Source organism: Pseudarthrobacter sp. HLT1-3 (assembly GCF_059383535.1).
This window is the reverse complement of record NZ_JBWZCJ010000020.1, coordinates 1-26146: the sequence shown is the minus strand read 5'-3', so window position 1 is coordinate 26146 and position 26146 is coordinate 1. Positions and strand designations below refer to the sequence as shown.

Here is a 26146-nt window from a genome sequence, read left to right as displayed (position 1 = left end):
TGGCGGAGGACTACTAATGACTGACCGCGAACTCCTTCAGGAATTGATCTACCGGTCAACGAAAGCGATGTCCGTAGATACCCTCGACGAGCTGCTGACAGTTCTGCCAGCCAATCCCGCGAACGCTGCTATGGACTTTGAACCTATCCTCGCTCTCTGGTTCGACACTGAGTGCGTCATCAACGACGTCAGCGTCGCCTGGGAGCTCAATGAGATAGCAAAGGCCCGCGGAGCAGTAGAAAACGAAACAACTAAAGAGGTGACAACCTCGGAGAACAACTAAATGTCCAAAAGCACACGACTAACGAAATCAAAGTTCTACGCGATCAACCGCGATCTGAAGATTCACGGCAAGGCGAAAGACATCGCCGCTGTCCACGGAATCAGCATAGAGACTGTCCGCAGTATCAAGAACGCTAAGACTTGGCCTCGATTCGAAGCTATGAAGAAGGTCCGTAATGATCGTCGCCTGGCACGAGTGGCCGGCACACCGATCAAGGCAGTCCCCGTACAGCAAAGCCTCGTTCCTACTGAGGTAAAGCTGGACAAGATCACCCAAGCACCTGAGAACCAGATCCGTCCTCTACCTTCTGAAGAGATCAAGGTAGTCACTGTCTCTGAGTGGGAATACCTCAACCGCAAGCTTGGCCGTCTCTACAGCATGATCGATCAGAAACAACGCAATCCGTTCCTCGGTATCTTTGGAGGGCGCAAATAGTGGCGGGTACTAAGGCAGGCGGTCGAAAAGCCGCAGCCAAGAACCTAGCTAAGAACCCCAACTTCTACGCCGAGATCGGAGCCAAGGGTGGTGCGAACGGTCGCACAGGTGGTTTCGCTGCCTATGTGGACTGCTTCTGTAAACGAATCAGCGGACGACATCACAAGGCGCAGTGCGCTGGTGCAATCGGTGGCACGACAAGTCGCCGCAACAAGGCAGTTGAGAGCGCTTAGGCACCTGGGCGCTCACCTGCCGCACCTAAACATCACCAGGGCGGACGCAGTGCCGACATATAAAGACCAGCGAGCCTAGATCATCGTCCTGCTTCAGCTCACGTATGGAGCAAGGCCATGCAGACCACTTCTCGCATTCAAAGCAGTAGTGGTCATCAAGTCCGCTCGCAATCATCCAGGCGACGATACGACGACGTAGACGATCACCGGACAAAGCAGGTGGGCGGACAGGCCGCGGACCCAGAAACTTATTGACAGTTTTCTGTATTGCCCGCTCCCCCACCGCAAGACCAAGCTCTTCGACAATCTCAGCAGCAGTCTTGCCGGCTTCGGCTAGAGCAAGTACTTCATCGAGATCGTAGTGACGTCTTGGCATATATAACCATTAATAACACAAAGGACTATATGAGTCATAAACAAATCGACAAACCAGTGTGGATAGAAGCGTGCGATTTATGCGGCGAAGAGATCTCAGAAAGCGACTGTTTGGAATCAGCCAGCGTTGTGCGGCAACACCAGACCGGCATCACAGACACGCGCAAATCCACTAGGCTCTGGTTCTCCTGGACTCCTCCGATTGAAATGCGGGTGAAGCGGAAAAAGACAACCATCACGTATGTCTTCCACGCTGCTTGTTTCGACAGGATGGTAATCAACTATCGACGTAGTTCGCGATAGTGTGCGCCCCACAGCCGTGATTGTCAGACGTATAAATCGGACACATGACCAGAGGTCAAAAGCTAAAAAGCATATCGGAACATTGGATAAATGAAAGTCAAGACCCCTAAAAGTCTTGCGCAGACCACCAAACGATTGTCTCGCTCGCTACGAGACAATCAAACGGGGTACGTCGTCAAGGAACATGGCATCAACGCCAAAACGTGGAGTTTTCCACAACCTAAGCTTCGCCGCTCACGCCGCCCGTTGGACAACTAACAAATAGCTGATTTACACCCAGCGGGCGGCATGGGTTACGACCCAACAAGTAACGACGGTTAGCCGTCAAGGAAATACATGAATGACTTTTATAATTAATCCTGGCTCGTCTATCTCGGCAAACCCAGTCGGATGGACCAACACGCACGATACAGCGAAGCGCTACGCGTACGAATGGTTTTACACCTCGATGTCCGAAGAGGGCTTCGCTGAGATCGAAGTGACGGACACAAACGAAGAACGTGATGGAAGATGGGTATTCGTCTTCACACACAGCGTTACCAAGGTCGGTGTTGAGCTAGAGGTTCACGGCATCGACGATCTATCGGCGTACGTTGAACAAAACATTTTTCAACCTCGCGTCTATTGGAACGGGTCAAGCAGTGGAAGTCCGTCTATAGAGGACTTTAGAGCCGATGGATATGTACCGGTGCTGACCTACAAGGCTTCTAATGAATAGCTCACGCACCACCACCATCCTCATAGCAGCAGTCAGCATCATCGTTGGCCTGACCGTTCATCCTCTCGCCCTGGTGGGCGTCCTGCTAGCCGTCGCTTACTGGTTCGCTTACGGGAGGAATCAGGAATGAAAGTCGTCTACCTCATCCTGGTAGCCGTTGCCCTCGCCTTCGTCGTATGGGACATCATCACCGGCACCATAGACATCTACACGTTTCTAATGGCTGCACTATGTGTTGCTGTAACCGTAGCGGTCGCTGTCGTTGAGAAGCGGGAGCAGCAGTCATGAGCGAGAAGTTATCGCAGACAGCCAAGATACTCCGCCTACTCAAGACCAAGGGTGAAGCAACCAACCACGAGCTGAACAATATCGCGTATAGATATAGCGCCAGAATCGCTGACTTGAGACTGGAAGGCTGGATAATTCTCAGCATCCGGGAGAAGGGTGGACTATGGCGCTTTGTCTATAAAGGCCATAGAGATGACCAGGGGGAAGCAGCATGAGTGAGCGAATCAACCCACGATGGGAACAGCTCTTAGAGGACGCCATCACTCAGCCAGACGGTACGAGCTGGAGGTCGCTGCTCAAACCCATCAAGCACCATCCGATGGTTGAGCCGTGGGACTGGAGCAAGAGCCGCGCGTTGGATCACCTATCTATACGTGAAGTCCCATTCGAAAATAGGAACCGCCGGCTGGCTGGCTACAGCGACGGCTACGACCTGGCCGTGAATCCAACAGCACGAGATCCATTCTTCACCTTGATTCACGAAATGGCTCACTGCGTACTGCGGCACACGTTCACCCCTGTAGTGGGGAAATGGGACGAGTTCACTGCAGACGCAACCGCCTATGTCGTCATGCACGACTTGCGTGTTGCGGATCAAATGTTCGTACCAGGAATCCGGCTTGTTATGAAGTCGATGGTTAGAAAAGAGATGCCAGACACCGAGGTCAAGCGGAGCATCTTCTCAGCTAGCCAAACGATTATCGATGCTGGCCGTCCGAAGGCGGTGTATGGGTGAGCACTACGTCTCCATCCGCGATCAGTCCAGGCAAGCCAGCAGCCGCACCACTGAGCTCAAAGACGAATTAGCTGGAGTGGACCGCTACATCGAGCTTGACGAGATCCAACTGGTGCAGCGCTACGACAAGTTCCATGAATTGGAGCAAGAGCAGCTCCCGGTTGAACAGCGCGAACTCGTGGACTTCGTCTGCCAAGCGTTACTGACACGCATCGAGTACAAGATCAGCCCCAGCTTTCGCCAACAGCTAGAAGAAGAGGCATACACACTAACTTTCAACAGGAACACACCCCATGGGCGATTTATTACACCTACATAACCGTGAACAACAAGAAGCAACACCATCCCTATCACTAGAGCTACGCCTCGAAGCGCGCAAGCTGGACGACTACGGCGATCTGGGGCCGGCGGATCTCATTGCTAAGGCCGAGTACTACATCGAGCTAGAAGATACCGATCTCACGCCAGGGCAGCGCAAGGATTGCCAGAGCATCTTGAACTATCTGCTTAGTGAGATGGAAGTTCGTAACGCGGAGGGTGTGCGGTTATGAACGTTGCATCACTAGAACTGTGCAAGGAGCTGCATGAACTGAGTGGCTGGGACGCTGGGGCAACTACAGCTTGGTATTGCTGGATAGAGGCACATCAGGATTATGACATCGACAATGGTAAGCCATCATTCCCTGCCTACGACCTTGGTTATCTCCTGCGGAAGATGCCACTTGGCGTCTCACTCTATAAAGGAGCAAAGGGCTACACGTTCAATGTTGGTAACTCAGTACAACACAGCGTAGAAGTTTATGAAGTTATACGCTCCAAGGATTTGCGAAGCGATACTCCTGAGGACGCCGCCGCAAAACTAGCCATCGAGCTATTCAAGAAAAACATCCTTACCAAAGAGGCCGGTGATGTCTCCTGAGCGACTCACCACTCCCCCACATTGGGAACAAGTACTAGAGACAGCTCTCAACCTTCCTGGTAGGGCCGGGGAAACTTATTCCCGCTTCCGCACACTAAGTCTCGGCAACCAAGCCCTCCTGATGATGCAGAGCGAGATCGTAGAACCACAGGAGACTTACAAGGGATGGACGGCTTTGAACCGCCAAGTCAAGAAGGGCAGCAAAGCCAAAGCCATCTACGTGCCGATGTTCCGTAAGGAAGAGAAAGACGACGGCAAAGAAGACAAACGGCTATCAGGCTTCAAGCTGGTCAACTGCATGTTCGGTGCTTCTGACACTGAGGGCGATGATCTACCAGAGTACGAGCCACCAACGTGGAGCAAGGAACGGGCACTCGGCTCTCTGGCCATCCAAGAGGTTCCGTTTGAACATGTCAACGGAAACATCCAAGGAATGAGCTACGACAGGAACGTAGCGGTGTCGCCCGTGGCTGCATACCCGTTCAAGACGCTTATCCACGAGTGCGGTCACGTCCAAGCAGGTCACACGTCGCCTGAGCAGCTTGCAGAGTACAAGACTCATCGTGGAGTCAAGGAGTTCGAGGCAGAGGGCACAGCGTATCTAGTACTCAACGAGTTAGGCGTAACAGACCAATTCGATGCAGCAGAGAGTCGACACTACATATCTAGCTGGCTCAGAGATGAACGACCGCCCGAGGATTCAATAAGGCGGGTTTTCACTGTTGCGGAGCGCATAATCAAAGCGGGCCGAGAAGAATCGACCATTGAATTAAAAGAGGCTTCTTAATATAATAAAGACACAAATAAAATAACCCTGAATTGCGCTCAGGGCTACATCTTTTATTATAAGATATAGCCTCCAATCAGGAAAGGAGGTTTATGACAAAAGTAGAAAAAATCTGTAAGCACTGTAGTAGCCCGTTCATTGGTCGACTATCTGTCCGTGGAATACCACAATACTGTTCTCAGAGATGTCACTACCAGTACAGGACGCGTGACCGCGAGCTACGTGATGGTGCCATCCAGCTATCTAATGGCACCTGGTGTCTGGTAAGTCCGGAAGACATCGAACATCTTCGGGTATATGGGTGGGTGCCAACCACGTACGGCTACGCCAAACGCGCCGCTAAGAGTAACCGCCATACGAGCATGCACCGCGAAGTGGTGGAACGAGTGCTTGGACGGCTTCTACATCGGTTGGAGGAAGTAGATCACATCAATGGAAACCCTCTTGATAATCGTCGTTCCAATTTACGGCTCGCTTCACGCAAGCAAAATATGTGCAACCAACGCAATCGCCGGCTGGGAGCCTCAGGGTATGTTGGCGTAAGTTCCATGCAGCGGCCGATCGGACGATGGAGGGCTTACCTAGTCATCAACAACCAACAGATATGTGCTGGAACATCAGACGATCCAGCAGAGGCGGCCTGGATGCGCGACCAGTGGGCCATCGAGCTGCACGGCGAATACGCACGATTGAACTTCGATTACGTTTAGAAGCTCTTGAATAAATAGCTCGTTTCGCTCATAATACCGCCCTAGAAGATGAACAGTTTACAGAAGCTTAGAATCTACTACGAATGGCAAGAGTCAGACGACCGGCATGAGGCGTCTAAAGCCCGTATCAAAGCGAAGAAGAAACCTCTGAGTAAGTTGCCCGTCTGAGTTCGCTCAGTACCAACGTGTAAGACCGAGCTATTACTAGCGGCAACCTTACCCTTGTACATTGACATTGAAGATAGTTGTGAGGCCGAAGAAATAGAGGAAAACCTAGGACTGACTCTTAGCGCAAGCGAGGAATGATGTTAGAAGGGTTGGCTCCCGAGGTGCGGCCTAGCGCACAACCTCCCAGTTCGATTCTGGTCTTTGGCTCCACAAGTATCTTTAATCTTCCATCACTCCCCACAACTCGCTTGCGGCTGGTGATGGACGGACGACCTTCAGGCACCTGTTTTCGTCCGTTCAACGCTCATCTCTACTGCCGGTGCGGTTCCTGGTGGCAGCGAAGAATCCCCAAGGTGTCCAAGTGACATCGACCCAATGGAGGTGAGCAGACATTATCTAAACGAGACAAACACGCATGACAACCATCCCAGTGCCGCTAGAAGATGACGAACAGATCGCGTTCGTCCAGTGGCTTGAGCTGGTCGGCTTACGCTTCTCGTCTGTTCCAAACAGTACTTTTACCCGCAGTTGGAAACAGAAGTCTAAGAACTACTACACAGGTCTGCGTGCCGGCTTCCCTGATCTCGTCGTTCTAGTGCCCCCTCACAGGGCCAAGGACGGCCTAGGACACATGCTGTGCATCGAGATGAAGCGACGCCAGGGCGGGACTGTCTCAGCCGTACAGAAGGACTGGATAGCGGCTATCAACGGCCTGTCCAGCGCCAGTGTTGGAGCAGTGGTCTGCAAGGGAGCGCAAGAGGCTATTGACCACGTAAACAAGATCATCAAGCCAGGACCGACGTCACCGTTCTAATCGCGAGCTGAAGTCTGCGCGCAAGTCGTGCGCAGTGCACATCTCACGATTAAGGAAGTGACCTGGTGATCAGTGTAATAGTTATCCCGGCGGACAAGGATCTGCCCCTTTACAAGAAGGAACTCGACGGCCTCGATGAAATGCAGGATGTCGTCGGCGGCTTCGTGGAAGTACTCGATGTCGACAACCCTGATGCTTCAATCTGGAGCAATGAGGAAGGTAAGAACATCGATCTTCCGCAGAACGCCCGCGCCACACTGCTGCTGTGGGTAGGAAATCTGCGTCACGCCAACTACACGCTGCTCAGAGGCGACTGCTTCATCACAGGACGGCCTGACAGCAAAGGAGACACCACAAGTGTCCCCGACGAGCTGGTGAGGCTCCTGCTGGAAACCGAGACGTACAAGTTTGAGGTGCAGACCGCAGACTCTGACGTTCACTGGAGCTCGAACCAACAGAGGTTTGATGATCCGTTCCAGGCCTGCATTGCCGGCGTCAGTTTGAGTCAGCGTTGGATGGCGGTCACGGCTGTTCGTCTTGCCGCTGCTTAAGATCGTGGGATAGCCCGTCTATATGGCGGGCTTTTCTCTTGGCCAATTTAAAAGACCCTGCCCCTGCGTGAGTAAACTCAAAACGCAAGGACAGGGCCGCTTTAGAGGGTGACGAATCACCAGTAGATAGATCACCTCCTACTAAGCACCGGGTTTCCACCCTGGGCGGCGACCCTTCAGGCCGGGTGCGTTGGCAACGATCTCGTCGATCTTTGGCGAGAGCTTCTTCCACTCCGCCAGCGTGACAATGAGCTGGTCCTTGTCGCCGTTCCTACCGACTTCAAGGATGACCAGTTCGCCTGCGCCTTTGAGACCCTTGATCTCATCGGGCAGGACATCCAGCTTTACGGGCTGGTCAAGCCCAGGAGCGGCGCGCACAACGAGATCAATGAACTCGTTGTCGTTTGCCTCAATCCCAGTCAGATCACTTACGCGCTTCGACACGTAGGCCAATGCAATCACTCTCCTAATGTGCAAACAAATGCCCGGTGCAAATGTTTATGCCGTCATTATGAGGGAATGCTATTTATTGTCAATACGATAATTGATATAATAGATAGCAATGAAGAACATATATAACTCGTAGACTAGGCAATGCAAAGCTTTAGCCTCATCACCTACATAGAGAAGTCCACTAAAACCAGTGGTGTTTCGTTGAAAGTTTCGAAAGCTGCGGCACTCCTTGCTATCAGCGCCATGCTGACAACCAGATCCTAGGATCACAAGTGCGTTGGGTCTTCATCTGGCTCGTCGCGCATAGTCAGTAGGTACTCAAAGTTCACAGGATGTGGAACTGATTTCGCCGCATCTGATAAGGCGCGTTTCACCTCATCGGGCAACATGTCAGCCGAATAGACGACGTAGTTGCGCGAATCTACCCTCTCGACATGAACCCGGTTGTTGAAACCACGAGCGATAAGGCTGTTGTTGGCGACGTTCTCCAATTTTGCACGCAGACCAGCCATCTGCTCTGAGAACGAACCGTAGGCGAGCGTGGACTTCCGATCCAGTACTTGATCAAGGCTGTCGGTCGTCGCGCGAGCCGCCACACGCTGTTCTTCTGCGATCTTCAGGACAGTTTGATTGATGTCTTCGAGCTTTCTTTCTACAGCGCTCATTCTCGCCTTGTACGCGTAGTTATTATTGGCGATCCGGTCGATGATGGTTTCCATCTTCGACCACTGCGTCAGGAACGATTCTTGAAGGACAGCGGCAGCGACGGGGGTCGTCCGGGCATTGTTGACGGATTCGATGAGTTTGCGGAACTCACTTTGCCGCGTCGACCGATGGGTAATGACGCGTGATTGGAAGTTCTTTAGAGGACTTTGCACGTCTGCGATCTCTAAATCTATGAGGAGCGGGACCACTCGGGATTGCTGATCTACGGACTTCCAGAGGGCTCCAGCTTCGTAGTTGATCCAAGGTTTCGCCTGATTCTCTGCAGTCGTGCAAATGATTCCGTACTTTGTTTCGGCGAGTTGCGTGTGAATGTCCTGCATCGACATAGAGCCTGAATCAATATCTGCATCACTCACCCACGGATCGAGATCGTGGATCACGAACGGCAGCCAGTCACGAAGCTCTAATGCGAAGTCCTTTGCCTTTTCACCGGACCAACTAATAAAAACCTTCAAGACCTATCCCATGCTCGCTCTAACAACTCAGGTAAGGCTACCAACCAGGTGCGCTAGTTCAGCTCATCCGGACGGAAGATCTCTCGCCCCGAAACGTGCCGCCAGATGATGTGGTCCAGCCTTCTGGGTTGCGTCGGGTACAGCTCTGCTACCCGTGTAATAAGCTCGGCCGTCTGCATCGGCGTGAGCTGCTTGCCCTCAAGGCCAGCGTGTTTTTCAACGAAGCGGATCACCATACGGTCAGGCTTCACGGACTGGAAGCCGGCAAGTATGAGGAAGTAGTTGAACGTCACTCCTGACGACTGACTCGGAAGCCTTAGCCACGCCTTCTTAACTGATGTGAGGTAGTCATCTTGAGCGTGCCGCTGGCGAAGGTCTGTGAGCGTCATAATTTCGAGAGCCTTTAGAGTCTTGGCGGCCCGGAGGATAACTTCAGCTTTCAAAAGCGCGCCTGGCTTGGTGTGAGCGGGCTTGTGATTGTCTACAAGTTTTGCCCACCCGGCACTGCCACCTGCTTCTTCGAAGGTAGTCAACAACTCCTGCGTTCCATCCCTGTACGGATCGCCGCCTTGGCTCCTTCGGTACTTGCAGTACTCAGCGACCACGTTGATGACGCTCGTGTAATGCGACCCGGTAGAGAAGAGGGAGTCGATGATGCACAGGGCCAAACTGTTGGGATAGCCGTCCGCTGAGATCCACTTAGTCTCATCGCCGAAGGTCGCGCGGCATACATCAGCGAGTCTGTCTGCTTCAGCCGTAAGGTCAGTCGTCATTTCTGGACTGTAGCAAGCTTTCATCGCCGTCATCGGCACGACTCAAGTGTGTGTACCAGCGAAGCTCACTAATTGTCCGCGGATTGATCTGGAAGCCTGTCTCTGGATCGAACGTACACAGCGGTTCGCTCCCCCAGCTCTCTATGGATGATGCTCCACCGTCTATGGGCTCATCGCCGGCTGCACTCTCGTCATCTAGCAATGGCTACACCTCGTAAAGCAGGAAGTTGACGGTGCGAACATCAGGTTGGGCGGCGGTAAGGAAGTCCGTCACCTTCAGTTGAGTGTCAGCATCCACCGGTGCCTTCGTTTGTAAACCGATAGCCCCCGCTTGTGGGTACATCGTGCATTCCTCGTGGCCTGCTTCCTGGAGGATTCTCCGGACTTCTTGGTAGTCCGGTTCTCTGAGCTCGTGATCGGAGACAGATGCTTCCTGAATCATCTCCGGTGTAAATCGACCCTCTTGAAGCATCCGGATAAGGGCAGCCCTTTTGGGATTGTAGATGGCAGGCGAAGAGTGAAGGAGACTGAGTATCTGATCCATCTGAAGCTGCATCGTCTTTACGGCTTCGACCATCTGGTCAACACGTCGATCCGCATCCGCTTCTACGAGATCAGCATCGATATTGTCTGGCTCTTTCCAGTCGGTCGCCTTTTCCAGCTCTACTTCCAGCTCGGGCCACCACATCTCGAAGGCTTTGTTTAGCGGCGCGATTTCCCGTTTATCCGGACCGAGAGCGTTGTTAATAGCATGGACGATCTTCTTCAGGTCTTCCTTGCTGCCCATATGGGCTTGAAAGCTGTTCAGTGGCGACACCAGAGTCTTGAAGTCACTAAAACCAATCAAGAGTGGGATCGCACTCGCGTTTGCTTCCTCTACGGCTTTGGACAGCGCGCCGGCCTCGAAGTTCAACCAGGTTTCGCGCTGGTTCTCCGGCGTCACGCAGATGATGCCGAAATTCGTGGCCTCAAGGGCCTCGCTTATCTGGTGAAGTGATCGCTTCCCTGATTCGATACTGACGGCGCTCATCCATGGTTCCACTTGGTTGATCACTTGAGGGAGCCAGTCTTGGAGCGCCTTCGCCACGATGAGACTGCGCTCTTTAGACCAACTAATAAAGACCTTCAAGGTTGCCCCCATCATCGGTATGAATCCTCAAGCAAGAGTACCAACAGGGTGGATTAGTAGCCGCGTCAAGCTCAGGTCTGGGCTTACCCTTACAGTCATGGACATCTGGATGATATTTGTCGCGAGCCTAACAGGCGTATTGTTCTTCGCTGGCATCGTCTGGCTCAGGGTGATTCGACGTAAGCGCTTGTTAGAGAAGATGGAGCGCTCAACTGGAAGTCTCTTTCGCGACCCGCCAAAGCTCTTCGGACTGGAAGGCGATCTGGCAATAACGTTCGTTAGCGTTATGGCATCCTCTCTGATCTCCGCCGTCAGCGCCTTTGCTCTATCTAGGCTATGAGTGGGGGCCTCCCACTGTTGACCTGCACCGTGGGGTGCAGTAGATTCGTGGCCTCATCCAGGAACAGGACGCCCCGGTGGGCCCGGGAGGCGGCCCCTGGTCTCGGCAGCCCGGAGCCGCCACCGATGATCGCCGCCGCCGTGGCGGTGTGGTGCGGGTTCTCGTATGGCGGCCTGCGCACGAGCTGAAGTGAGGCTGAGTTCACTGCGCAGAGCGAATGGATGGCCGTCACTTCCATGGACTCGGCGTCCGCCAGGTCCGGCAGGAGCCCGGGAAGTCGTTCCGCCAACATCGTTTTTCCTGCTCCCGGCGGTCCAGTCAGCAATAGGTGGTGGGCACCGGCGGCGGCGACCTCCAAAGCCTTCCGGGCGTCCCCCTGCCCGGAGACGTCCCGCATATCCGGCGGTGTGACGGACGGCGAGTCGGCGGCATCCGCCTCACCGGGCTCGGGCTCGGGTTCAAAGTCCAGCGCCAGCGCCAGCGGATCGGCTCCGAAATCGAAGGCCAGGCGGGCAAGCGTGGCGTAGCCCAGCACGCGCGCACCGGGCACCAGCTCCGCCTCGGCGGCGTTTGCCTTCGCCACGACCACGTCGGTGTAGCCGGCCCGGACCGCAGCCATGACGGCGGGAAGGACCCCGCGGACGGGGCGCAGCCTGCCGTCCAGTCCCAGTTCGGCGATGAACACTGTCCGGCCGGTGGACCGCACATCGTTGGCAGCCAGCAGGGCGGCCATGGCGATGGCCAGATCAAAGCCGGAGCCTCGCTTGGGCAACGACGCCGGAATGAGGTTGGCCGTGATCTTCCGGCGACTCAGTGGAATTCCGGAGTTCTGGGCGGCCGAGCGGATCCGTTCCTTGGCCTCATTAAGCGAGGCGTCCGGCAGACCCAGGATAATGAAGGCCGGCAAGGTCTGGCCGATGCCTCATAGTTGACACATGACCAAATCCGCCCCGCAACGGGCCGTCCTGTATCTCCGTCTCTCCGTAACTACGGACGAGTCCACCTCTATTGTCCGCCAGGAGAAGGACCTTCGCGATCTCGCCGTCCGCGAGGGCTGGGACGTCGTCCGAGTCTTGACCGACGACGGACTCTCCGGAGGCAAGCGCCGGGCGAAGGCTGACCTGGCCCTGGATATGCTCCGCCAGGGCGCCGCCGACGTTATCGCAGTCTGGAAGTTCGACCGCTGGAGCCGCCAGGGCGTCCGCGCCGTCGCCGACCTGGTCGACGTGATCGACGAGCGCGCCGCGTCCGGCGATCCGGCGCTCTTCGTGGCAATGGGCGACGGCATTCGCTCGGACGCCCAGATATGGAGAATGCACGTCTCCCTCGTTTCCGAGGTCGGCCGGATGGAGCGGGAGAACGTCCAGGCCCGCGTGAGCTCCGCACGGAAGTACCAACGCGAGACCCGCCGCCACTCTGGCGAGCCCGTCTTCGGCTACCGGCCCATCCCGCACGAGTCCGGCGACGGCCGCGCCCTGGAGATCCACCCGGAAGAGGCCCAGACGATCCGAAGGGCCTTCGAGCTGATCCTGGACGGCAAGTCGGCCTATATGACGGCGAAGATCCTGAACGAGGAGGGCCTCCGCCCTCGCCGCGCCGAGAAGTGGACCGGCTCGACCGTGGCCGACGTCATGCAACGCGACGGCCTCCTCGGCTACATGACGCACCGCCTGAAGGGCGACTCCTCCCGGACGCACCGCCCCCTCCTCGGCGAGGACGGCCTCCCGGAGCAGGTCTGGCCGCCCATCGTGTCTACGGACGATATGCGCCAGGTCCGCTCCCTCCTGGGCTCGCGTGGCGACTGGGGCCGGACGGCCCGCGCTGGCCGCAAGCGCGCCTCCCGTCTCCTCTCCGGGCACCTGGCTTGCGCTTCCTGCGGCCGGATTATGCGGGCTGGCGAGGGCGACAAGCGCGCCGACGGCTCAAAGGCTTACCGCTATGTCTGCGGCGCTCCTATGGGCGCTTGCCCGGCGAAGGTGAGCATTTCCGCCGACCGGACGGAGGAGTACGTCGCCGGACAATTCCTGGCAGTCTTCGGCTCCTTCGAGGTCGTCGAGGTCCGGGAGTCCTCCCGCGATACCGGCGAGCTTGCCGAGGTCGAGCAAGCGATCCAGGAGACCGCCGCCCTCATGGGCGCCCCGGACGCGGACTTCGCGGCCCTGGTCGACCGTATGACCATGCTCCGCGCTAGGCGCGAGCTCCTGGAGACGATCCCCGTCGAGACCGTCGTCGAGCAGGTCGAGACCGGCGAGAGCTTCGCCGAAGCCTGGGAAGCCCGCGACGTCCACGGTCGGCGAGCGCTCCTGGCTTCGGCGCTCGTGGGCCCCATCGTTGTCCGACCCATGCTGACGAAGTCGAAGATCATCGACTGGGACCGCCTGGACATTCCCTGGCGCTGGAGCGAACCCGACGTCGAGGCGGAACTAGCGGACGCCGCGCGTAATGACTGAGCCGAGCATCCCGCCCACCCCCGAGCCCAGGCACCCCAGATGGACGCCGGAAGGCGCCCCGATGGATCGCCCGCTCTCCGGCGTGGTCCGGGCCGCCGAGCAGATCCTTCGGGAGGCCGCCGCCCAGACTGAATAACCAGAGCCCCGTCACCTTCCTGGAGGCGGGGCTTTGTCGTGCCCGCGTGTAAACGCCGGAGACGCCGTCGGCGCCGCGTGCGGAGGCGTGTAAACACATTGCCGACGCCGAGAAGGGCTTTTCCGGTGACGCAATGACGGAACGAACGTCACTTTGTATTAGCCCTCCAGGATCTCTCTCTCTTAACAACTGAGGCGAAGTGACGTAACTTCCGTCATTGCGTCACTCGCGGGCCCGCCGCCCGAGAAAAACCCAAACTCGTTGCCCGAAAAGTGAGCAGACGCGAGCCCCTGGCCCTCTCTATACATGGGGGCACTTTCACTCCTCTAAAAAGAAAGTGCCCCTTCCCCTGAGTAGTTGGAGGCCCCCGTCCCCCTCCTCTATTGGGAGCTTTGGTCTCCCCGCCCACCCATTCGACGACCCCCGAATCGACTTCTACACAATGGACCCTCTACTCTGCCGCTACTGTGGCGCCGCCCTCCCCCCTCGCAACCCCCGTAAGCGCGGCCGCCCCGCCGTGACCCATCCCGGCGAGTGCCGCCGCCGCTACAACAACCGCCGCCACCTGGCCTACCGCATCGAACGCTTCCGCCAGGCTCACCGCCTCATCGCCGACCGCTCCGCCGACCTCTCCTGGTCGTCGCCCAGGTACGCCTCCGACGAGCTCGCCTTCGAGGAGAACATCGTCCCCGTCTCCGGCGCCTTCGACGAGGTCCACGGCAAGCCCCTCTTGCACCGGCTTGCCGCCTGGGAGAAGTCTGAGGCGGCCCGCAACCGCGTCGAAACATACGAGGCGGGCCTGATCCAGGAGGAGCGCCTGGAGGCCCGCCAGCGGCTCTCTGAGAGCCTCGCGAAGCTCTCCCAGGAGGAACGCATGGCCCTGGCCGCGACCGCCAAGGCCCGGCGTCTCGCCCGAATGGCCCGCGACGAATAAAGGTTCCCATCTCCTCCTATGGAGGGGGAGAGCCTAGCTCTTCCAGCCCCCAGGCTCGCCCGCCGCACTCACACCTTCGTCCAGCGCGAAGCGGGCGCGCCTGGGGCCCCGCCCTCCCGTCGCCGTTATTCCTTCCAGCGACGGGTGCGCTTGCCTGTGGCCTTCTAGGGGTTGTGCCCGGCAAGCAATGAAGGCGCGGGCGCGTGTCTGCTCCGATCGTTTCTGCCCTGTGGCGATCGTCGAGCGCCGCCCGCGTCTTCAACTCCAACCCCGCCCCATATTTCCGAACGACGTCGACGCGAGCAGGTCTCGCGGCGGGAGCCCGGCGCTCCCAGACACGTCGCCCGGACCCGCGCCTCCCCTGGCGTACCCGCGTCGTTCTCGGCGCACCCTTTCGACTTCTCCCGTCATGGCCGGTCCGGGCGTGGAGTGTCGCCGCGAGTGCGGAAACCCCTCTTCACCCCATCCCCCCCTGCTCACTAAGGAGCCCATTTTGTCCAACACCTTTGCCCCATACAATGCCCAGCAGGTCGCCGACGTAGCCGTCGCCCTCGCCAAGGGTTCTTTCCGCCTCGCCTCGCTGGTCGCCAAGTACGACGAGTCCGCCTTCAAGGAAGGCCGTGGCGACACTGTCTTCCTGAACGTGCCCGGCGCCCTCACTGCCCACTCCCGCGCCCTGGACGACGTCACCAACGCGATCGTCCTGGACTCCCTGGCTGAGAGCCAGGAGCCGGTAAAGCTCGATACTCACGCGTATTCCGCGATCGGTATTTCCGAGTACGATCTGTCCCTGAATATCCAGGACTTCTCCCGCCAGGCGCTGAAGCCTCAGGTCGACGCCGTCGTGGACAAGATCGAGTCCACGATCGAGGCCGTCCTGGCCGGTATCGCCGAGGACCCGGCGATCACCTACTCCGCCGCTGACCCGATCAAGCTGTTCACCGCTGGCCGCGCCGCGCTCCGCGCCAAAGGCATCGACGTCGCCGCCGCTGACCTTGTGGCCATTATCGGCTCCGACGTCGCGGACGACCTTCTCGACTCCGGCGCCCTGGACTTCGACAAGACCGGTAGCGCCGACGCTCTGCGCGGCGGCTCACTCGGCCGAGTGCGCGGCTTCGAGACGGTAGAGAGCGGCCGCGTCCAGCCGGGCGAGGTTATCTTCATGACCCGCGAGGCCCTCTACCTCGCCCACCGTGCCCCGGTCGTCCCGTCGGGCGTCGCCTTCGGACAGACCGTGAATGGCGAAGGTATTTCCCTCCGCTACTTGCGCGATTACGACGCAAACATGACCCAGGAGCGGTCGATCGTCTCGACGTTCGTGGGCGCTGGCATCCTCCCGCTGTACCGCGCCGAGCGTACCGCCGACGTCGGCGCCAAGCAGGGCGACGTCGGCTTCGTGGCTGGCTCCGCAACCGTGACTGAAGTTCCGGGCGGCGCCGTCGTAAAGGTCAACACGACCGCCTAGTCGGTCAAGGCTGGGGCCCTTCCTTTCCAGGAGGGGCCCCAGCCCCCCTTTTACCCCCTACGGGTCGCACGACCCTGGAAGGCACCCATGCCCCTGCTCGAAAAATGCGTCCTCTGCCGCACGGACTACGAAGCCGAGCGCCTCGGCTCCATGTACTGCCGCCCAGCGTGTAAACACCGTGCCATGCGCCAGCGTCATGCCGCCGCCCAGGAGCTCGCGGACACGCGCTCGGCCCTGGTCGAGGATCTCCTGGCCCGCCAGACCCAGGCCCTCGCCGTCGGCGCCGACCCGGCGATCCTCTCGGCGCTCTCCAGGGAAGCGGCCGCCCTTCTCGGCAGTGACGCAGTGACGTAACTAGTACCTATCTGAGTTGGTTCTACTTGTTTTCTCTACATAGCTGCCCCTCCTGCCCCTTTTGCCCCTTTCCACTAGATCTAGGGCCTAAACGAGGGGCACGCAAGGGGCATAGAGGGGCACTTTCCCCTTTCGATCTCGCCCTATTAATGAACTTGCAATACGCCGGAGAGGCTCCGCCTCTTAGGCGGCCAGCGGCCGTAGTGCCCTGGAGCCTTCCCGGTTAGCTGTGGCTAGCTCCTCTAGCCCCTGGCAACGCCCAACCCCTACTGAAGGAACCCCGCAATGTCTACTCCCTCCCTCCTCGGCTGGGCCGCCGCCCCGTCCTCCTCGCCGTCCCCGCTCCCCCCACTGGTAGCTCTCCGCCGTGGCTCCTGGCCCGTCGGCTTGCTCCCCATGCGCGCGCTCGCCCAGGACCTCTCCCGCCGGGGCCTCTGCTACCAGCGTCGCTCCGGCTTCACGATCCTGGACGAGCCCGTCGACGACCATGAGGTCGCCAGGCTCGCCTCTGTGACCCTCCAGATGGCCGCTGAGACCCTCCACTCGACGAGATCCCGCTCGGACCTCTTCATGGCCCACGAGGCCCTCCTGGACGCTGAGACGGACCGCCTCCAGGCCGAGGCCCACGCCGCCGCCGACGACTACGAGGTCGCCGAGGAGATCTTCCAGGCGTCGTCCATCGGCGCGCGTGCTCTGGCGAAGGGTATCCGCGTCGCCGTGGACGCGCCCAACGCACTGGCCCAGGACCGTACCGGCTACTCCGACGACTGGGCCGACCACCGTTCCGCGCTCGCCTCGACGGCCCGCGACGTCCGCGCTTCGTCCGGCGCTCGTGTGCTCCTCCTGAAGGCTCTCCGTGCCCTTCTCCCGGCCCCTACGGACTTGGACGTCTTCCCCCTGGAGAAGCTCCTGGAGCCCTTCTGGGCGTCCCTGGACGGCGAGGACAAGCTCCTCCGGAGTGCCCTCCCTGACCTCTACGCCTCCGCCGGGCATCCCGGCGACCTCTCCACGACGGATCTCCGCTCGGCGGCCTCCGCCCGCTGGGGCCAGCCGCGCAAGTTCCAAGGCACTTTCATCTATCGCCCGGCCCGTGCCGTGCGCCCGTTCTAACCCTCCCAACCCCTAGGAGCTCTACACCATGACCATTCCTCAGTTCCACGTCCGTAACATCGAGTCCGACTCCTACCCGGAGATCGTCTGGGCCGCCGTCGAGCGAAAGACCTCCCCGGCCTTCATTGCCCGCGAGGGCTTCCTCCAGTGCCCTAGGTGCCGCCGATTCTGGCCGGAGGATCACTTCAAGGAGGGCCACGACACTGTCGAGACCTGGCGCCCCCAGGCGCGTTGCCTGAGTTGCCGTCGCGGCGCTAATCATGCGCTCCGCCAGAAGGCGATCCGGACGGGTATCTGTGAGGCTCGCGGATGCGAGGGGCCGATCGGCGAGCGTTACAAGTGCGACCTCCACCGGTCGCGCGCGGCCGGGGCTTACGCCGCTCGCGACGGCGCCCCTGCTCCTCGCCGCGCTCCCCGCCCTGGCCCTGCCGCTCCGGCCCCCAGGCCCGTTGCTCCCGCTTCGGCGCCCCGGCCCACCTTCACCGGCCCCCGGCCCACGCCTCGCCTCCTGGCTGCCCTGGCGGGCGCGACGTGAGCAACCCCCCAGCCCCGCTCTACCGCATCCCCCGCTGGATCTACTGATAGGACCCCCCGCCATGCCGGCGCTGCCCCCACCCCTCGCCGCCCTAGAGGCCCGCCTGGGCGTACCAGAGGGCACCCTCCTCGCTGAGGCCCAGGCCCGCGCTACGGCGGCCTTAGAGGACGCCACGACGCTGGCTCTCGCTGAGGTCTCGCCCTCTCTCGGCGAGACCTGGTCGACCTCGGCGCCCGCCGTCGTCGTGCTCGTCGTACTCAAGGCCGCGCGCCGTGAGTTCGACAACCCTCGCGGAATGACCGAGGAGAGCCTGGGCGAGCACAGTGTTGGCCTGACTGACACGTCGGGCGTGTACCTGACAGCGCGCGAGGTCGCACAGATCAAGCGCGCCGCGTCAGGCATGAGCGGCGGGTACGTCGGCTCGGTCCGCACGCCGAGCGCGTACTCCAGCTAGCCCCCGGCCGCCACGTAGACGCCGAGACCCCGACCCCTACGTGGGGGAGGACTCCTTAAAGGTTTCCGGTGTTCCCGGATGGGCTCAGCGTCTCGCCGTCGACCTGATCTGAACCTATTAGCCCTATTCCGTCCTCCCCCACGAAAGGCCCGACATGGACCCCGAAACACCCACGCCGCCCCCGCCCGCAGACCTCGGCGAGGCCGGTTTAGCCCTCTGGAATGAGCTTTCCGAGAGCTTCGACTTCGAGACTCAGGAGGCCGTCCTCCTGGTCGAGGCTTGCCGAGTGAAAGATCGCCTGGACGCCCTGGACGTCGTCGTCCGCGCCGAGGGAGTCACCATAACGAGCCCCCAGGGCGTCAAGGCCCACCCCGCAATCGTCGAGGGCCGTCACCAGCAGGTGGTCTTCTCACGCCTGGTCGCGTCCCTTCGCCTCCCCGACGAGGAAGACTCGAAGCCCCAGCGTCGCGGCCGGAGCCGTGGCACCTACGGCGCCGGAGATCGCAAGTACGGCGGCCGCAACTAATGGCGGGCCGCAAGACGAAGGGCCGGGCCCTGGTCGGCCAGCCTGGCGACTTCCACTTCCTCGACGGGCTCGCCTCGATCCCCGTCAACCCCGTCACCCTGGCGTCTTCTGGAGTCCTCCGGGCGACCTTCGACGCGATCTCGGACGACCCAGACGTCGCCCGCTCGCGTGAGGCGGCTCGCGGGCGCGGCCAGGACGTGATGGACGCCCACGCGGGCGCCGTGGCCCGCCTGGCCCAGCGGACAGCCGAACACTACGCATCCACCCTGAAGGAGAATGGCTAAATGTCCGACGCCCCTCCCGAGATCAAAGAGTGCGCCCAGTGCGGGCCCAGGCTCCGGTCTCAGTTCCGGACCCGCCCAGGCGGCCGCCTGAACAGCCGTTGTCGGCGTTGCACGAAGCTTAACGCCCGGCACGAAGCCTGGCTTACCGCCCGCACTGACGCGGCCACACAGACGAGCCAAGACACAAACGCCCCGCAGTGGTCAGGGGAGGACATGCCCTGTGGCATGATGCCCAAATGACTACAACTACAGCAACAGAAGAGCACAAGGCCGCCGTTGAGGCGTATACCAGAGCTTTGCACACTTGGATTGAGGTCCACCTGGCATGGATAAATGACGAAGCCGATATCGAACAGGACCGGGCCGCCGACGAAGCGCGCCGGGCCGCGCTCGCCGAGGTCCAGCGGATCAAAGCCACGATCGCGCCAAAGTACGGGAACAAGAAGCAGTACCAGGACCAGGAAGCAGAGGCATACGACCCCTACGACATTGAGGCCGCCGCTAACGACCTGGGCTAAGCCCCTCCCCGCCCATAACAAAAGGCCCCTCTCCCAGCCCAGGCATTATGCCCTGGGCCGCGAGAGGGGCCTTTTTGCGGTGCTTTGACGTCGCCGGGTCAGCAGGACCTAAAAGAGAGTTCCATGCTCATAGTCGACTCGGTCGGCGTTTTCGTTGGGCACAACTTCCACCTGCGCCGCGTCGTATAGCCAATAAAAATTTCCTTCTCGCTCCAAGCGGCCGGAAACCTTCAACATCGCGTCGCTTGCGTGGGCTGCCAGCGCTACTCGATATTGTTCGGCAGTTAGCCGGACACGCGCCTTTTTCGCCGCAGAGCCACTCTCTATGACAAGGCGAATCACCCTCACGTCAGTAGCTGAAGCGTGGCTGAGTAGAACAACCTCTCCAACGAGGGTTACTTCTTGCGACTGGGGGGTCTGTGCGAACCTAACCGCCACCCTGTCAAGGACTTGTGCTTCTGATGGAATGAACTCAAACTCCCGTTTCACGGGCCGGGGACCTGTGCTGCTGTAACGGAGCACCTGAATCCCTGAGGCACTATTCCGAGTGACATCGCCCAGCGCTTTGACGAACTCGTAGGAAAGACCCTCATCGACAGCTTCGACGAACATGTCAGTGACCGGCTTCGACCTGTACTCGTCGAGGCAACGGCGTGCCAAGTCCAGGGATCGTTCAAACGTATTCAGAATCTCCCGTCCACTTACAGCTTCCGCAAGGCGGGGGCGTTGAACTGAAACGTCCTCGGAGCGTTTCGTCAGGTAGAACTTCTTCGCAGCTTGGGTGTGGGCCGTGATGATGTAGCTACCGATTGCTGTCTGACCCATAAAAGAGTCATCAATAAACTGCTTAGCAATGAAGGCGCTTGCGTTTCCGTGGTACATCCGCGCCTCTCGCGTCGACTTTGCCGAGGCAATGAGCATCGATCGGGCGGAAGCGTAGAGAAGCTCTCCGTCGCTCCAACGAATTAGCCCGGCGTCGAATGGCGTTTCCTTTTGCCACTGCGATTCATCGAGGGCAGCGGATTCTTTGACGCGAAAGAGCTCCTGAACGTGCTTTGCCTCGCTACCGAAGCGTAGGACCATTTCGTCCTCCGCCCTCGCAAGCAGGCGATCGAAGTCCGGCCTCTCGGCGTCCAAAGGAACCACGATCTCGCCCGGGCCTTCAGCCTCCCGCCAGACGTCAAACCTCCCGGGCGCGCCCTCAGCACGGAACCAGTGGAAGCGTTCCAGCATGGACAAAAGGCTATTTACCTTGTCAGAGGGTACGAATGCATTCATGGCTGCCCGCCTTGTCCTATGCGCTGCATAATGCCACACAGTGCAACATCATCAAAGATGTTGGCTTTTGGTGCGCGAAACGTGGGTCTGGCCGCGCTGGACGGATCAGCGTCCCGGAGATTTACCCAGTAGCAACAGTGCCTAAGTGCTAGCTGATCATGAGTAGCTTCCATCCATTCCGCTGGATCCGACGGCAGCGACATCACCACAACGATCCGGTCCATGCTGGGGTTGTTGCTGATAAATTCCTGGTAGCGATCGGCTCTCATGTTCGACGAGACATGATCAGAATTCTGATCGACGAACTGACTTGTGCTCTTGAGCTGTAGCTCCAAGTACACCGCGCCCGTCCGAAGATGAGAATCCGACCGATGGGAGAGTATAAGGTCAACTCCCTCGTCGATTGACGGTGTCCCTGCGATGTTGCATCCGGCAGCAGCCGCAATAGCGTTGATGTAGCCAAGCTGAAATTGCTCCATCAAGTTAAAGCCACGCTGCGGCGATCCTCTAAGCACCGTCGTCGGCGCGCCCCCAGTCATGTAGAGATAGTACAGTTCCAACGGCTTGCCCTTTGCTTCCGCATCCTCAGCCACTCAACAGAAGCGTAAGATCTGCCTACGACAGCCAGGCAACTCGCCCTAACTCGCAGTTCATGTGTCATCTAGTCGACATTGGCTGGCCGATGTCGGCCTCCACTTCAACGATGTAACCGTTCAGCCCTACGAGGGCCACCGAGTAGGTCCTGCCGAGCGCCACCTAGCCCACCTCTTTGCGATGTTCCACGGCGGGGTCGCCGGGCCCGTCGTCAAGCACGGCGATCCCGCCGACCCGACGCAGTCGCCCACGGGTTTCATAGGCGCGGCACGAGGCGGAGCCCAGCCGGAGCAGCCGCTCCAGTTTCTTTACGTTCACCGTTTCAATAGGATGCCCGCAGGCTGGGGACTTCTGTGTCTTCACTTCGGCGATCACCAGGGTGTCGCCGTTGAGTGCGACAAAGTCAATGTCGCCCTCGGTGCACCGCCACTGACCGTCAACAATCCGCTTGTCCTGGGCTTCGAGGTAGCCGGCGGCGGGTTCCTCCCCGCGCCGGCCCCGCAGTTCCTTAGCACTCATGACTCCAGCTTGCGCGGCGGAAGGGGCCCGGCGCAGGCGTCCGGGACGCTATGTGGGTAACCCCGGAAAATTGCCGGGAGACGCGGGACCAAGACCACAATCCCGTCGACGTCGTAGCCCCTACCTGCGATCCATTGAAAGGGTCCGGACTCTGGCAAGGGAAGCAGGCGACGTCCCGACCATCTACTGGATCTCTGGAAAAATGTCCCGCTCCTGCTTCCTATTTGTGGGCTACGACGGGTCGCTTTTCGTGTCTTGACGACTAGCGTAAGACGCCTCGCTCGGTTTACCGTGGGTACATGAACTCCACTACCGCGCTAAACGACTTGCAGAGCCAGGCCGTCAGCTCACTGCGACGCTATTACACAGTCGCGGCCAACGAGCGGACCGAGACACTCCGTGAGACCGCTCGCGCCTTCATATCGGCCCGGGAGCACTTCTTCACGCGCGAGGGAACTCCAGACTGGCTCGGCCGGACCTACGCTTACCGGAGCTGGGTACGCGAGGTCATGAGTCAGGCGAGCGTGCCAGGCGACGACCTCTCGACAATCCAGGCGGCTATCCGCTACCACACAGGAAACGTCCTTCGCGATCGTCTGGACGACGACGCCCTGGAAGAGCTTGGTCTCCGCTCGGCGAGCCCCCGCGAGCGGTCCGTCGAGAAGCGCGAGCGCAACAGCGGAACCCTTGCCCTCTTCGGTGCTGGAGCCCCTATCTCAGACCCGGAGGTCGTCGAGTCTGCCGCCGCCTTGGTTCAGACCTTCCTCCGCCGAATCGCCATTGACGACCTCGCCGCGAAAGACCGCAAGCGGATCGCCGTGGCCCTTCGCGATATATCTGAACGCGCCAGCCTCGTCGCCGGCGAAGCAGAGCGCCGGCGGAGGTAGCCTTCGAACGACTAAGTGACGCAATGTTGTAAGTGCGTCACTTCGTCTCTATCGATCTCCGGCCCTCCCTGGCTGAGCAGATAGACCTTCCCTGGCCCCCTTCTTGCTCGTCCCCACCAACGACAAAAAGGGACGGCGTCCACGTCACGGCGACCGCCGCCGATGCTATCCGCATCCTGGCATGGACCATTGGCTGCTACCCCGAAAGGACCCCACAAAATGATCCACGGCGACCGAGACGATCTCCTCTGGCTGGCCGGGCTCCTGGAAGGCGAAGGCACCTTCGACGCCCACCGCGGAAAGTATCCCCGAATCCGCCTTGCAATGACGGACCGCGACGTCGTCGGACACGCGGCGTCCCTCATGGACACGAAGCTCCGGTTGTCCCTTCACCCCGCGCCGGTCAAGGCCACCTGGCACTCCGAAATCTCCGGCCTCCGGGCTGCCGAGATTATGCGGGAAATCCTGCCCCATATGGGCGCTCGCCGTTCAGCTAAGATTGCCGAGATTCTTGGCGTCATTGCCTTTCCGGCCCAGGCAGCGGCCTCGAAGCGGGGCGCCTCGGCTCCTGGCCCCCGCATGACACGGCCCCCCGGCAATCCTAAGCCGGGAGGATATGCGTAAGGCGACTTACGGGAGGCTGGCAAGGTCGCCTGTGCAACCCGGAGCCTTTCGCTCCTTCGCGAACGGCGCCCTCGGCCGGCTCTGCCCGGACTGCCCGGGAACAACCACCGACCGCACTGTCAGGATGGCGGGTGACGCCCGCTGACCCGGATGGTCGCCAATTCGCGACCAGGAAGGCTGCAACGACGCCGTCGAGCTTCATGGCATATTGCCCTTTGTTGGTGGGTCAAAGAACTACGAGTCCGGGGCGGCATCATCCGACTCGCGGCGCCGGCGTCGAGAAGCAGCCGGTCAAGGCAGGGAGCCCGCGGCGTCCCCTACGTGAAAGAATCCGGAAGCCCGTCGGCGGTGGCTATGCGGTTGTGACAGTCGAGACCTTCGTTAGGCTCCTCGTGAGGCTTCGTCGACAGAGCATTCCCTACTGAAGCACGCCCCCGGGGAATTCTACGACGACGATGCCGCCGCGACGCCGGGGGAAGTTGCCCGCCGCCTAGGACGGTACCCAGTTCCTTACGTAGGAGCCGTCCGCAAAGACGGCTATCCAGTGGCCGGGAGCTTCGGGTACGGGGAGGACGACGTACCAATCAAGAACCTTGTCCAGCAGATCATGGTCGTCCTCCGCGGACTCGCGAGAGGACTCCGGCCGTTCCATTTCGTTCATCGGTGATACCCCCCAGGTGTACCGATATTTCTTGCGTGAGGCGCCCTACTGCATGAGCTCTCGGCGCAATTCTAGGCCACGAGCAGCGCGAGTACTAGGGTCCAACCCGACACCTTCTTCATTGAGATCTCCCCGAGCCCTCCACCCAGTCAGGAGCGCCTAGTGACCTCTCGAACCTTCGCGCTCTCCTGACGGCGCCGACATAACTCCGGACGGCCACCTCGTCCATCGACTCGACCCTGACGACTCGCAGGCAAGCCCCCGGCTCGCCATCTCCGACCGCGGAAAGGTCGCCGGCAAGGGGCGTCCCAGCAGTACTCACCACCCCCTGCCGCCGCCAGCCCTAAGCCGCCGCTGAGCGCCGGAAAGGTTTCAGCTCCAAGTCTCGTTACTGCCACTAGCGCAAGGCGCCATACGCCCATATCCTCTCAAGTATCAATAACAACACAATCACCAGTACTTACCGGTAATCTCACGTAAGGCGCCTCGCGCTAGAATGGAAAAGGAAAATGTCCACCTTCGATAAAGCCCTCTCCGATATCTTCGACCGCCGCGTGACGACCGGCGGACTTCACCTGGAAGAGGAACGTGAGGCGATCTACGCGGCGCAGTCAGGCGACGAGACAGCTACCCTAAAGCTCCTCTACGCCTACGCCTATACGCTCCGAGAGGCCTCCGGCATGTACCGTCACGCCGGCGGCGCCTGGGCCGACGGACCCGGATATTCCGACCTCGCGGCAGACCTCCGCATGGCCGCCGTCGAGGGATTCCTGGAAGCTGTCTACGCCTTCGACCTGGACGGCGCTCACTCCAGGCTCGCCGCCACGATGGAGGGCTACGTCGCTAACTCCATGAGTACAGCCGCCGTCGCACCGGTCTGCATGAACGTACCCGGACGGACCCTGAAGCGCTTTTTCTCAATCCTCCGCAAGGCCGACGGCGACGCGATCAAGGGCGCCGTCCTGGCTCCCCAGTACAGCATGAGCGTGGAGACCTTCATCTCCGTTCTTACGGCCGTTCGGAGCCCTCAGCCATTGGCCGGCCCGAGCGACGACTCCGACGGCTCCAGCGATGGCCCCCATCGACTCGACGTACCCATCATCGGCCGGGACTGCTACGACGACGTCGAGGATAAGCTCCTTGTCGAAGCCGCCTTCGCCGCTGTCCCCGACCTGGAAGAGAACGTCTGCCGTCTCGCCTACGGATTCTCCGAAGACGACGCGATCCCCGACTCCGAAATCGGACACCGCCTCGGACTCTCTCGACCGAAGGTCCAGCGGGCCCGCACGTCCGCACTCTGGACAATGCGCAACGCTTTGGGCGGCGTGTAAGGCGCTGCCAAGCCATAGCCATTGGGACCACCTGCTGGGGTAATGTCGCGGCTGGCCGCCGCGAACCGAGATCCTACCGGCGACACATGTGTCCTCTAGTGCTCTGGCAGGCCGATGTCGGCCTCCACGTCAACGATGCATCCGTTCAGGCCCACGAGGGCCACCGAGTAGGTCCGCCCGAGCGCCACCTAGGAGCGTGGGTCAGTAGTCGTTAAAACGCCGGGTGATATTCCGGGTCCTTGGCGTGGGGGCTGGAAGAATCGGTGGATGACTTCCGATTTCCAGGATGG

The 26146-nt window shown here is 59.9% G+C and carries 36 protein-coding genes and 1 pseudogene; 28 read left to right on the top strand and 9 right to left on the bottom strand.

Annotation, left to right across the window (positions count from 1 at the left end; translation table 11 throughout):
- Positions 1-16 precede the first annotated feature (16 nt).
- The 14 genes from AC50X9_RS16315 (at position 17) to AC50X9_RS16250 (ending at position 7320) form a co-directional block, all read left to right on the top strand.
- Complete coding sequence (locus AC50X9_RS16315) at positions 17-283, top strand: hypothetical protein (RefSeq protein WP_494895074.1); 267 nt, start codon at positions 17-19, stop codon at positions 281-283.
- Positions 284-718, top strand: a complete 435-nt coding sequence (locus AC50X9_RS16310) for a hypothetical protein (RefSeq protein WP_494895072.1) — start codon at positions 284-286, stop codon at positions 716-718. It abuts the gene before it with no gap.
- Between the two features lie 1251 nt (positions 719-1969).
- Positions 1970-2347 carry a hypothetical protein gene (locus AC50X9_RS16305; RefSeq protein WP_494895070.1) on the top strand — a complete coding sequence of 126 codons (378 nt, stop codon included), beginning with the start codon at positions 1970-1972 and terminating at the stop codon, positions 2345-2347.
- Positions 2340-2477, top strand: a complete 138-nt coding sequence (locus tag AC50X9_RS16300; RefSeq protein WP_494895068.1) for a hypothetical protein — start codon at positions 2340-2342, stop codon at positions 2475-2477. The genes AC50X9_RS16305 and AC50X9_RS16300 overlap by 8 nt, the downstream gene beginning before the upstream one ends.
- Positions 2474-2635, top strand: coding sequence for a hypothetical protein (locus AC50X9_RS16295; protein WP_494895066.1), 162 nt, complete (start codon positions 2474-2476; stop codon positions 2633-2635). Before AC50X9_RS16300 ends, AC50X9_RS16295 begins: the two co-directional genes overlap by 4 nt.
- The gene (locus tag AC50X9_RS16290) at positions 2632-2850 is read left to right on the top strand and encodes a hypothetical protein (RefSeq protein ID WP_494895064.1); all 219 of its coding nucleotides are present in this window, start codon (positions 2632-2634) and stop codon (positions 2848-2850) included. The genes AC50X9_RS16295 and AC50X9_RS16290 overlap by 4 nt, the downstream gene beginning before the upstream one ends.
- A complete protein-coding gene (locus tag AC50X9_RS16285; RefSeq protein WP_494895062.1) occupies positions 2847-3371 on the top strand; it encodes a hypothetical protein in 525 nt (174 codons plus the stop codon). Before AC50X9_RS16290 ends, AC50X9_RS16285 begins: the two co-directional genes overlap by 4 nt.
- The gene (locus tag AC50X9_RS16280; protein WP_494895060.1) at positions 3364-3690 is read left to right on the top strand and encodes a hypothetical protein; all 327 of its coding nucleotides are present in this window, start codon (positions 3364-3366) and stop codon (positions 3688-3690) included. The genes AC50X9_RS16285 and AC50X9_RS16280 overlap by 8 nt, the downstream gene beginning before the upstream one ends.
- Positions 3665-3922: a hypothetical protein gene (locus tag AC50X9_RS16275; protein ID WP_494895058.1), complete on the top strand. Its 258-nt coding sequence runs from the start codon at positions 3665-3667 to the stop codon at positions 3920-3922. Before AC50X9_RS16280 ends, AC50X9_RS16275 begins: the two co-directional genes overlap by 26 nt.
- Positions 3919-4290 (top strand): hypothetical protein, encoded by a 372-nt coding sequence (locus AC50X9_RS16270; RefSeq protein ID WP_494895056.1) that lies wholly within the window; start codon positions 3919-3921, stop codon positions 4288-4290. Before AC50X9_RS16275 ends, AC50X9_RS16270 begins: the two co-directional genes overlap by 4 nt.
- Positions 4280-5077: an ArdC-like ssDNA-binding domain-containing protein gene (locus AC50X9_RS16265; RefSeq protein WP_494895054.1), complete on the top strand. Its 798-nt coding sequence runs from the start codon at positions 4280-4282 to the stop codon at positions 5075-5077. The genes AC50X9_RS16270 and AC50X9_RS16265 overlap by 11 nt, the downstream gene beginning before the upstream one ends.
- A 92-nt stretch (positions 5078-5169) precedes the next feature.
- Entirely contained in the window at positions 5170-5787 is a 618-nt protein-coding gene (locus tag AC50X9_RS16260; RefSeq protein ID WP_494895052.1) for an HNH endonuclease, read from the top strand.
- A 583-nt stretch (positions 5788-6370) separates the two neighbouring features.
- A complete protein-coding gene (locus AC50X9_RS16255; RefSeq protein ID WP_494895050.1) occupies positions 6371-6769 on the top strand; it encodes a VRR-NUC domain-containing protein in 399 nt (132 codons plus the stop codon).
- A gap of 65 nt (positions 6770-6834) precedes the next feature.
- Positions 6835-7320 (top strand): DUF3846 domain-containing protein, encoded by a 486-nt coding sequence (locus tag AC50X9_RS16250; RefSeq protein WP_494895048.1) that lies wholly within the window; start codon positions 6835-6837, stop codon positions 7318-7320.
- A gap of 141 nt (positions 7321-7461) precedes the next feature.
- Here AC50X9_RS16250 and AC50X9_RS16245 read toward each other — a convergent pair whose 3' ends face one another.
- The 4 genes from AC50X9_RS16245 to AC50X9_RS16230 form a co-directional block, all read right to left on the bottom strand.
- Positions 7462-7782, bottom strand: coding sequence for a hypothetical protein (locus AC50X9_RS16245; protein ID WP_494895046.1), 321 nt, complete (start codon positions 7780-7782; stop codon positions 7462-7464).
- Between the two features lie 257 nt (positions 7783-8039).
- Entirely contained in the window at positions 8040-8954 is a 915-nt protein-coding gene (locus AC50X9_RS16240; RefSeq protein ID WP_494895044.1) for a toll/interleukin-1 receptor domain-containing protein, read from the bottom strand.
- Between the two features lie 53 nt (positions 8955-9007).
- The gene (locus tag AC50X9_RS16235; protein ID WP_494895042.1) at positions 9008-9727 is read right to left on the bottom strand and encodes a DUF8548 family protein; all 720 of its coding nucleotides are present in this window, start codon (positions 9725-9727) and stop codon (positions 9008-9010) included.
- A 205-nt stretch (positions 9728-9932) separates the two neighbouring features.
- On the bottom strand, positions 9933-10871 hold the full coding sequence (locus AC50X9_RS16230; protein WP_494895040.1) for a TIR domain-containing protein: 939 nt from the start codon (positions 10869-10871) through the stop codon (positions 9933-9935).
- A gap of 82 nt (positions 10872-10953) precedes the next feature.
- Here AC50X9_RS16230 and AC50X9_RS16225 point away from each other — a divergent pair, with 82 nt between their 5' ends.
- Positions 10954-11196, top strand: a complete 243-nt coding sequence (locus AC50X9_RS16225; protein WP_494895038.1) for a hypothetical protein — start codon at positions 10954-10956, stop codon at positions 11194-11196.
- Here the strand turns inward: AC50X9_RS16225 and AC50X9_RS16220 are convergent.
- Positions 11186-12115, bottom strand: a pseudogene (locus AC50X9_RS16220) (ATP-binding protein); the annotation flags it as partial. The gene AC50X9_RS16225 and the pseudogene AC50X9_RS16220 overlap by 11 nt on opposite strands.
- 16 nt (positions 12116-12131) lie before the next feature.
- On the opposite strand from AC50X9_RS16220, the gene AC50X9_RS16215 reads away from it, so the two are divergent.
- From AC50X9_RS16215 to AC50X9_RS16170, 10 genes are all read left to right on the top strand, one after another.
- Entirely contained in the window at positions 12132-13646 is a 1515-nt protein-coding gene (locus AC50X9_RS16215; RefSeq protein WP_494895036.1) for a recombinase family protein, read from the top strand.
- Positions 13639-13782 (top strand): hypothetical protein, encoded by a 144-nt coding sequence (locus AC50X9_RS16210; protein WP_494895032.1) that lies wholly within the window; start codon positions 13639-13641, stop codon positions 13780-13782. Before AC50X9_RS16215 ends, AC50X9_RS16210 begins: the two co-directional genes overlap by 8 nt.
- Before the next feature lie 517 nt (positions 13783-14299).
- A complete protein-coding gene (locus AC50X9_RS16205) occupies positions 14300-14716 on the top strand; it encodes a hypothetical protein (protein ID WP_494895027.1) in 417 nt (138 codons plus the stop codon).
- Between the two features lie 493 nt (positions 14717-15209).
- Complete coding sequence (locus AC50X9_RS16200) at positions 15210-16181, top strand: major capsid protein (RefSeq protein ID WP_494895025.1); 972 nt, start codon at positions 15210-15212, stop codon at positions 16179-16181.
- Between the two features lie 87 nt (positions 16182-16268).
- Positions 16269-16535 carry a hypothetical protein gene (locus AC50X9_RS16195; protein ID WP_494895023.1) on the top strand — a complete coding sequence of 89 codons (267 nt, stop codon included), beginning with the start codon at positions 16269-16271 and terminating at the stop codon, positions 16533-16535.
- A 285-nt stretch (positions 16536-16820) separates the two neighbouring features.
- Positions 16821-17645 (top strand): hypothetical protein, encoded by an 825-nt coding sequence (locus AC50X9_RS16190; RefSeq protein WP_494895021.1) that lies wholly within the window; start codon positions 16821-16823, stop codon positions 17643-17645.
- Between the two features lie 596 nt (positions 17646-18241).
- Positions 18242-18634 carry a hypothetical protein gene (locus AC50X9_RS16185; RefSeq protein ID WP_494895019.1) on the top strand — a complete coding sequence of 131 codons (393 nt, stop codon included), beginning with the start codon at positions 18242-18244 and terminating at the stop codon, positions 18632-18634.
- 154 nt (positions 18635-18788) lie between these two features.
- The gene (locus AC50X9_RS16180; RefSeq protein ID WP_494895017.1) at positions 18789-19160 is read left to right on the top strand and encodes a terminase; all 372 of its coding nucleotides are present in this window, start codon (positions 18789-18791) and stop codon (positions 19158-19160) included.
- Positions 19160-19444 (top strand): hypothetical protein, encoded by a 285-nt coding sequence (locus tag AC50X9_RS16175; protein ID WP_494895015.1) that lies wholly within the window; start codon positions 19160-19162, stop codon positions 19442-19444. The genes AC50X9_RS16180 and AC50X9_RS16175 overlap by 1 nt, the downstream gene beginning before the upstream one ends.
- Before the next feature lie 236 nt (positions 19445-19680).
- Positions 19681-19962 carry a hypothetical protein gene (locus tag AC50X9_RS16170; RefSeq protein WP_494895013.1) on the top strand — a complete coding sequence of 94 codons (282 nt, stop codon included), beginning with the start codon at positions 19681-19683 and terminating at the stop codon, positions 19960-19962.
- Between the two features lie 108 nt (positions 19963-20070).
- Here AC50X9_RS16170 and AC50X9_RS16165 read toward each other — a convergent pair whose 3' ends face one another.
- The 3 genes from AC50X9_RS16165 to AC50X9_RS16155 form a co-directional block, all read right to left on the bottom strand.
- Positions 20071-21195 carry a hypothetical protein gene (locus AC50X9_RS16165; protein WP_494895011.1) on the bottom strand — a complete coding sequence of 375 codons (1125 nt, stop codon included), beginning with the start codon at positions 21193-21195 and terminating at the stop codon, positions 20071-20073.
- A 41-nt stretch (positions 21196-21236) separates the two neighbouring features.
- On the bottom strand, positions 21237-21833 hold the full coding sequence (locus AC50X9_RS16160; RefSeq protein WP_494895009.1) for a DUF4365 domain-containing protein: 597 nt from the start codon (positions 21831-21833) through the stop codon (positions 21237-21239).
- Between the two features lie 163 nt (positions 21834-21996).
- Positions 21997-22353 carry a YraN family protein gene (locus AC50X9_RS16155; protein WP_494895007.1) on the bottom strand — a complete coding sequence of 119 codons (357 nt, stop codon included), beginning with the start codon at positions 22351-22353 and terminating at the stop codon, positions 21997-21999.
- Between the two features lie 299 nt (positions 22354-22652).
- Between AC50X9_RS16155 and AC50X9_RS16150 the strand changes: the two genes are divergently transcribed.
- A complete protein-coding gene (locus tag AC50X9_RS16150) occupies positions 22653-23240 on the top strand; it encodes a hypothetical protein (RefSeq protein WP_494895005.1) in 588 nt (195 codons plus the stop codon).
- Between the two features lie 219 nt (positions 23241-23459).
- Positions 23460-23864: a hypothetical protein gene (locus AC50X9_RS16145; protein WP_494895003.1), complete on the top strand. Its 405-nt coding sequence runs from the start codon at positions 23460-23462 to the stop codon at positions 23862-23864.
- 490 nt (positions 23865-24354) lie between these two features.
- Here the strand turns inward: AC50X9_RS16145 and AC50X9_RS16140 are convergent, their stop codons facing one another.
- Positions 24355-24525 (bottom strand): hypothetical protein, encoded by a 171-nt coding sequence (locus AC50X9_RS16140; RefSeq protein ID WP_494895001.1) that lies wholly within the window; start codon positions 24523-24525, stop codon positions 24355-24357.
- 509 nt (positions 24526-25034) lie between these two features.
- Here AC50X9_RS16140 and AC50X9_RS16135 point away from each other — a divergent pair.
- A complete protein-coding gene (locus AC50X9_RS16135; protein ID WP_494894999.1) occupies positions 25035-25856 on the top strand; it encodes a hypothetical protein in 822 nt (273 codons plus the stop codon).
- The last annotated feature ends 290 nt before the right edge of the window (positions 25857-26146 follow it).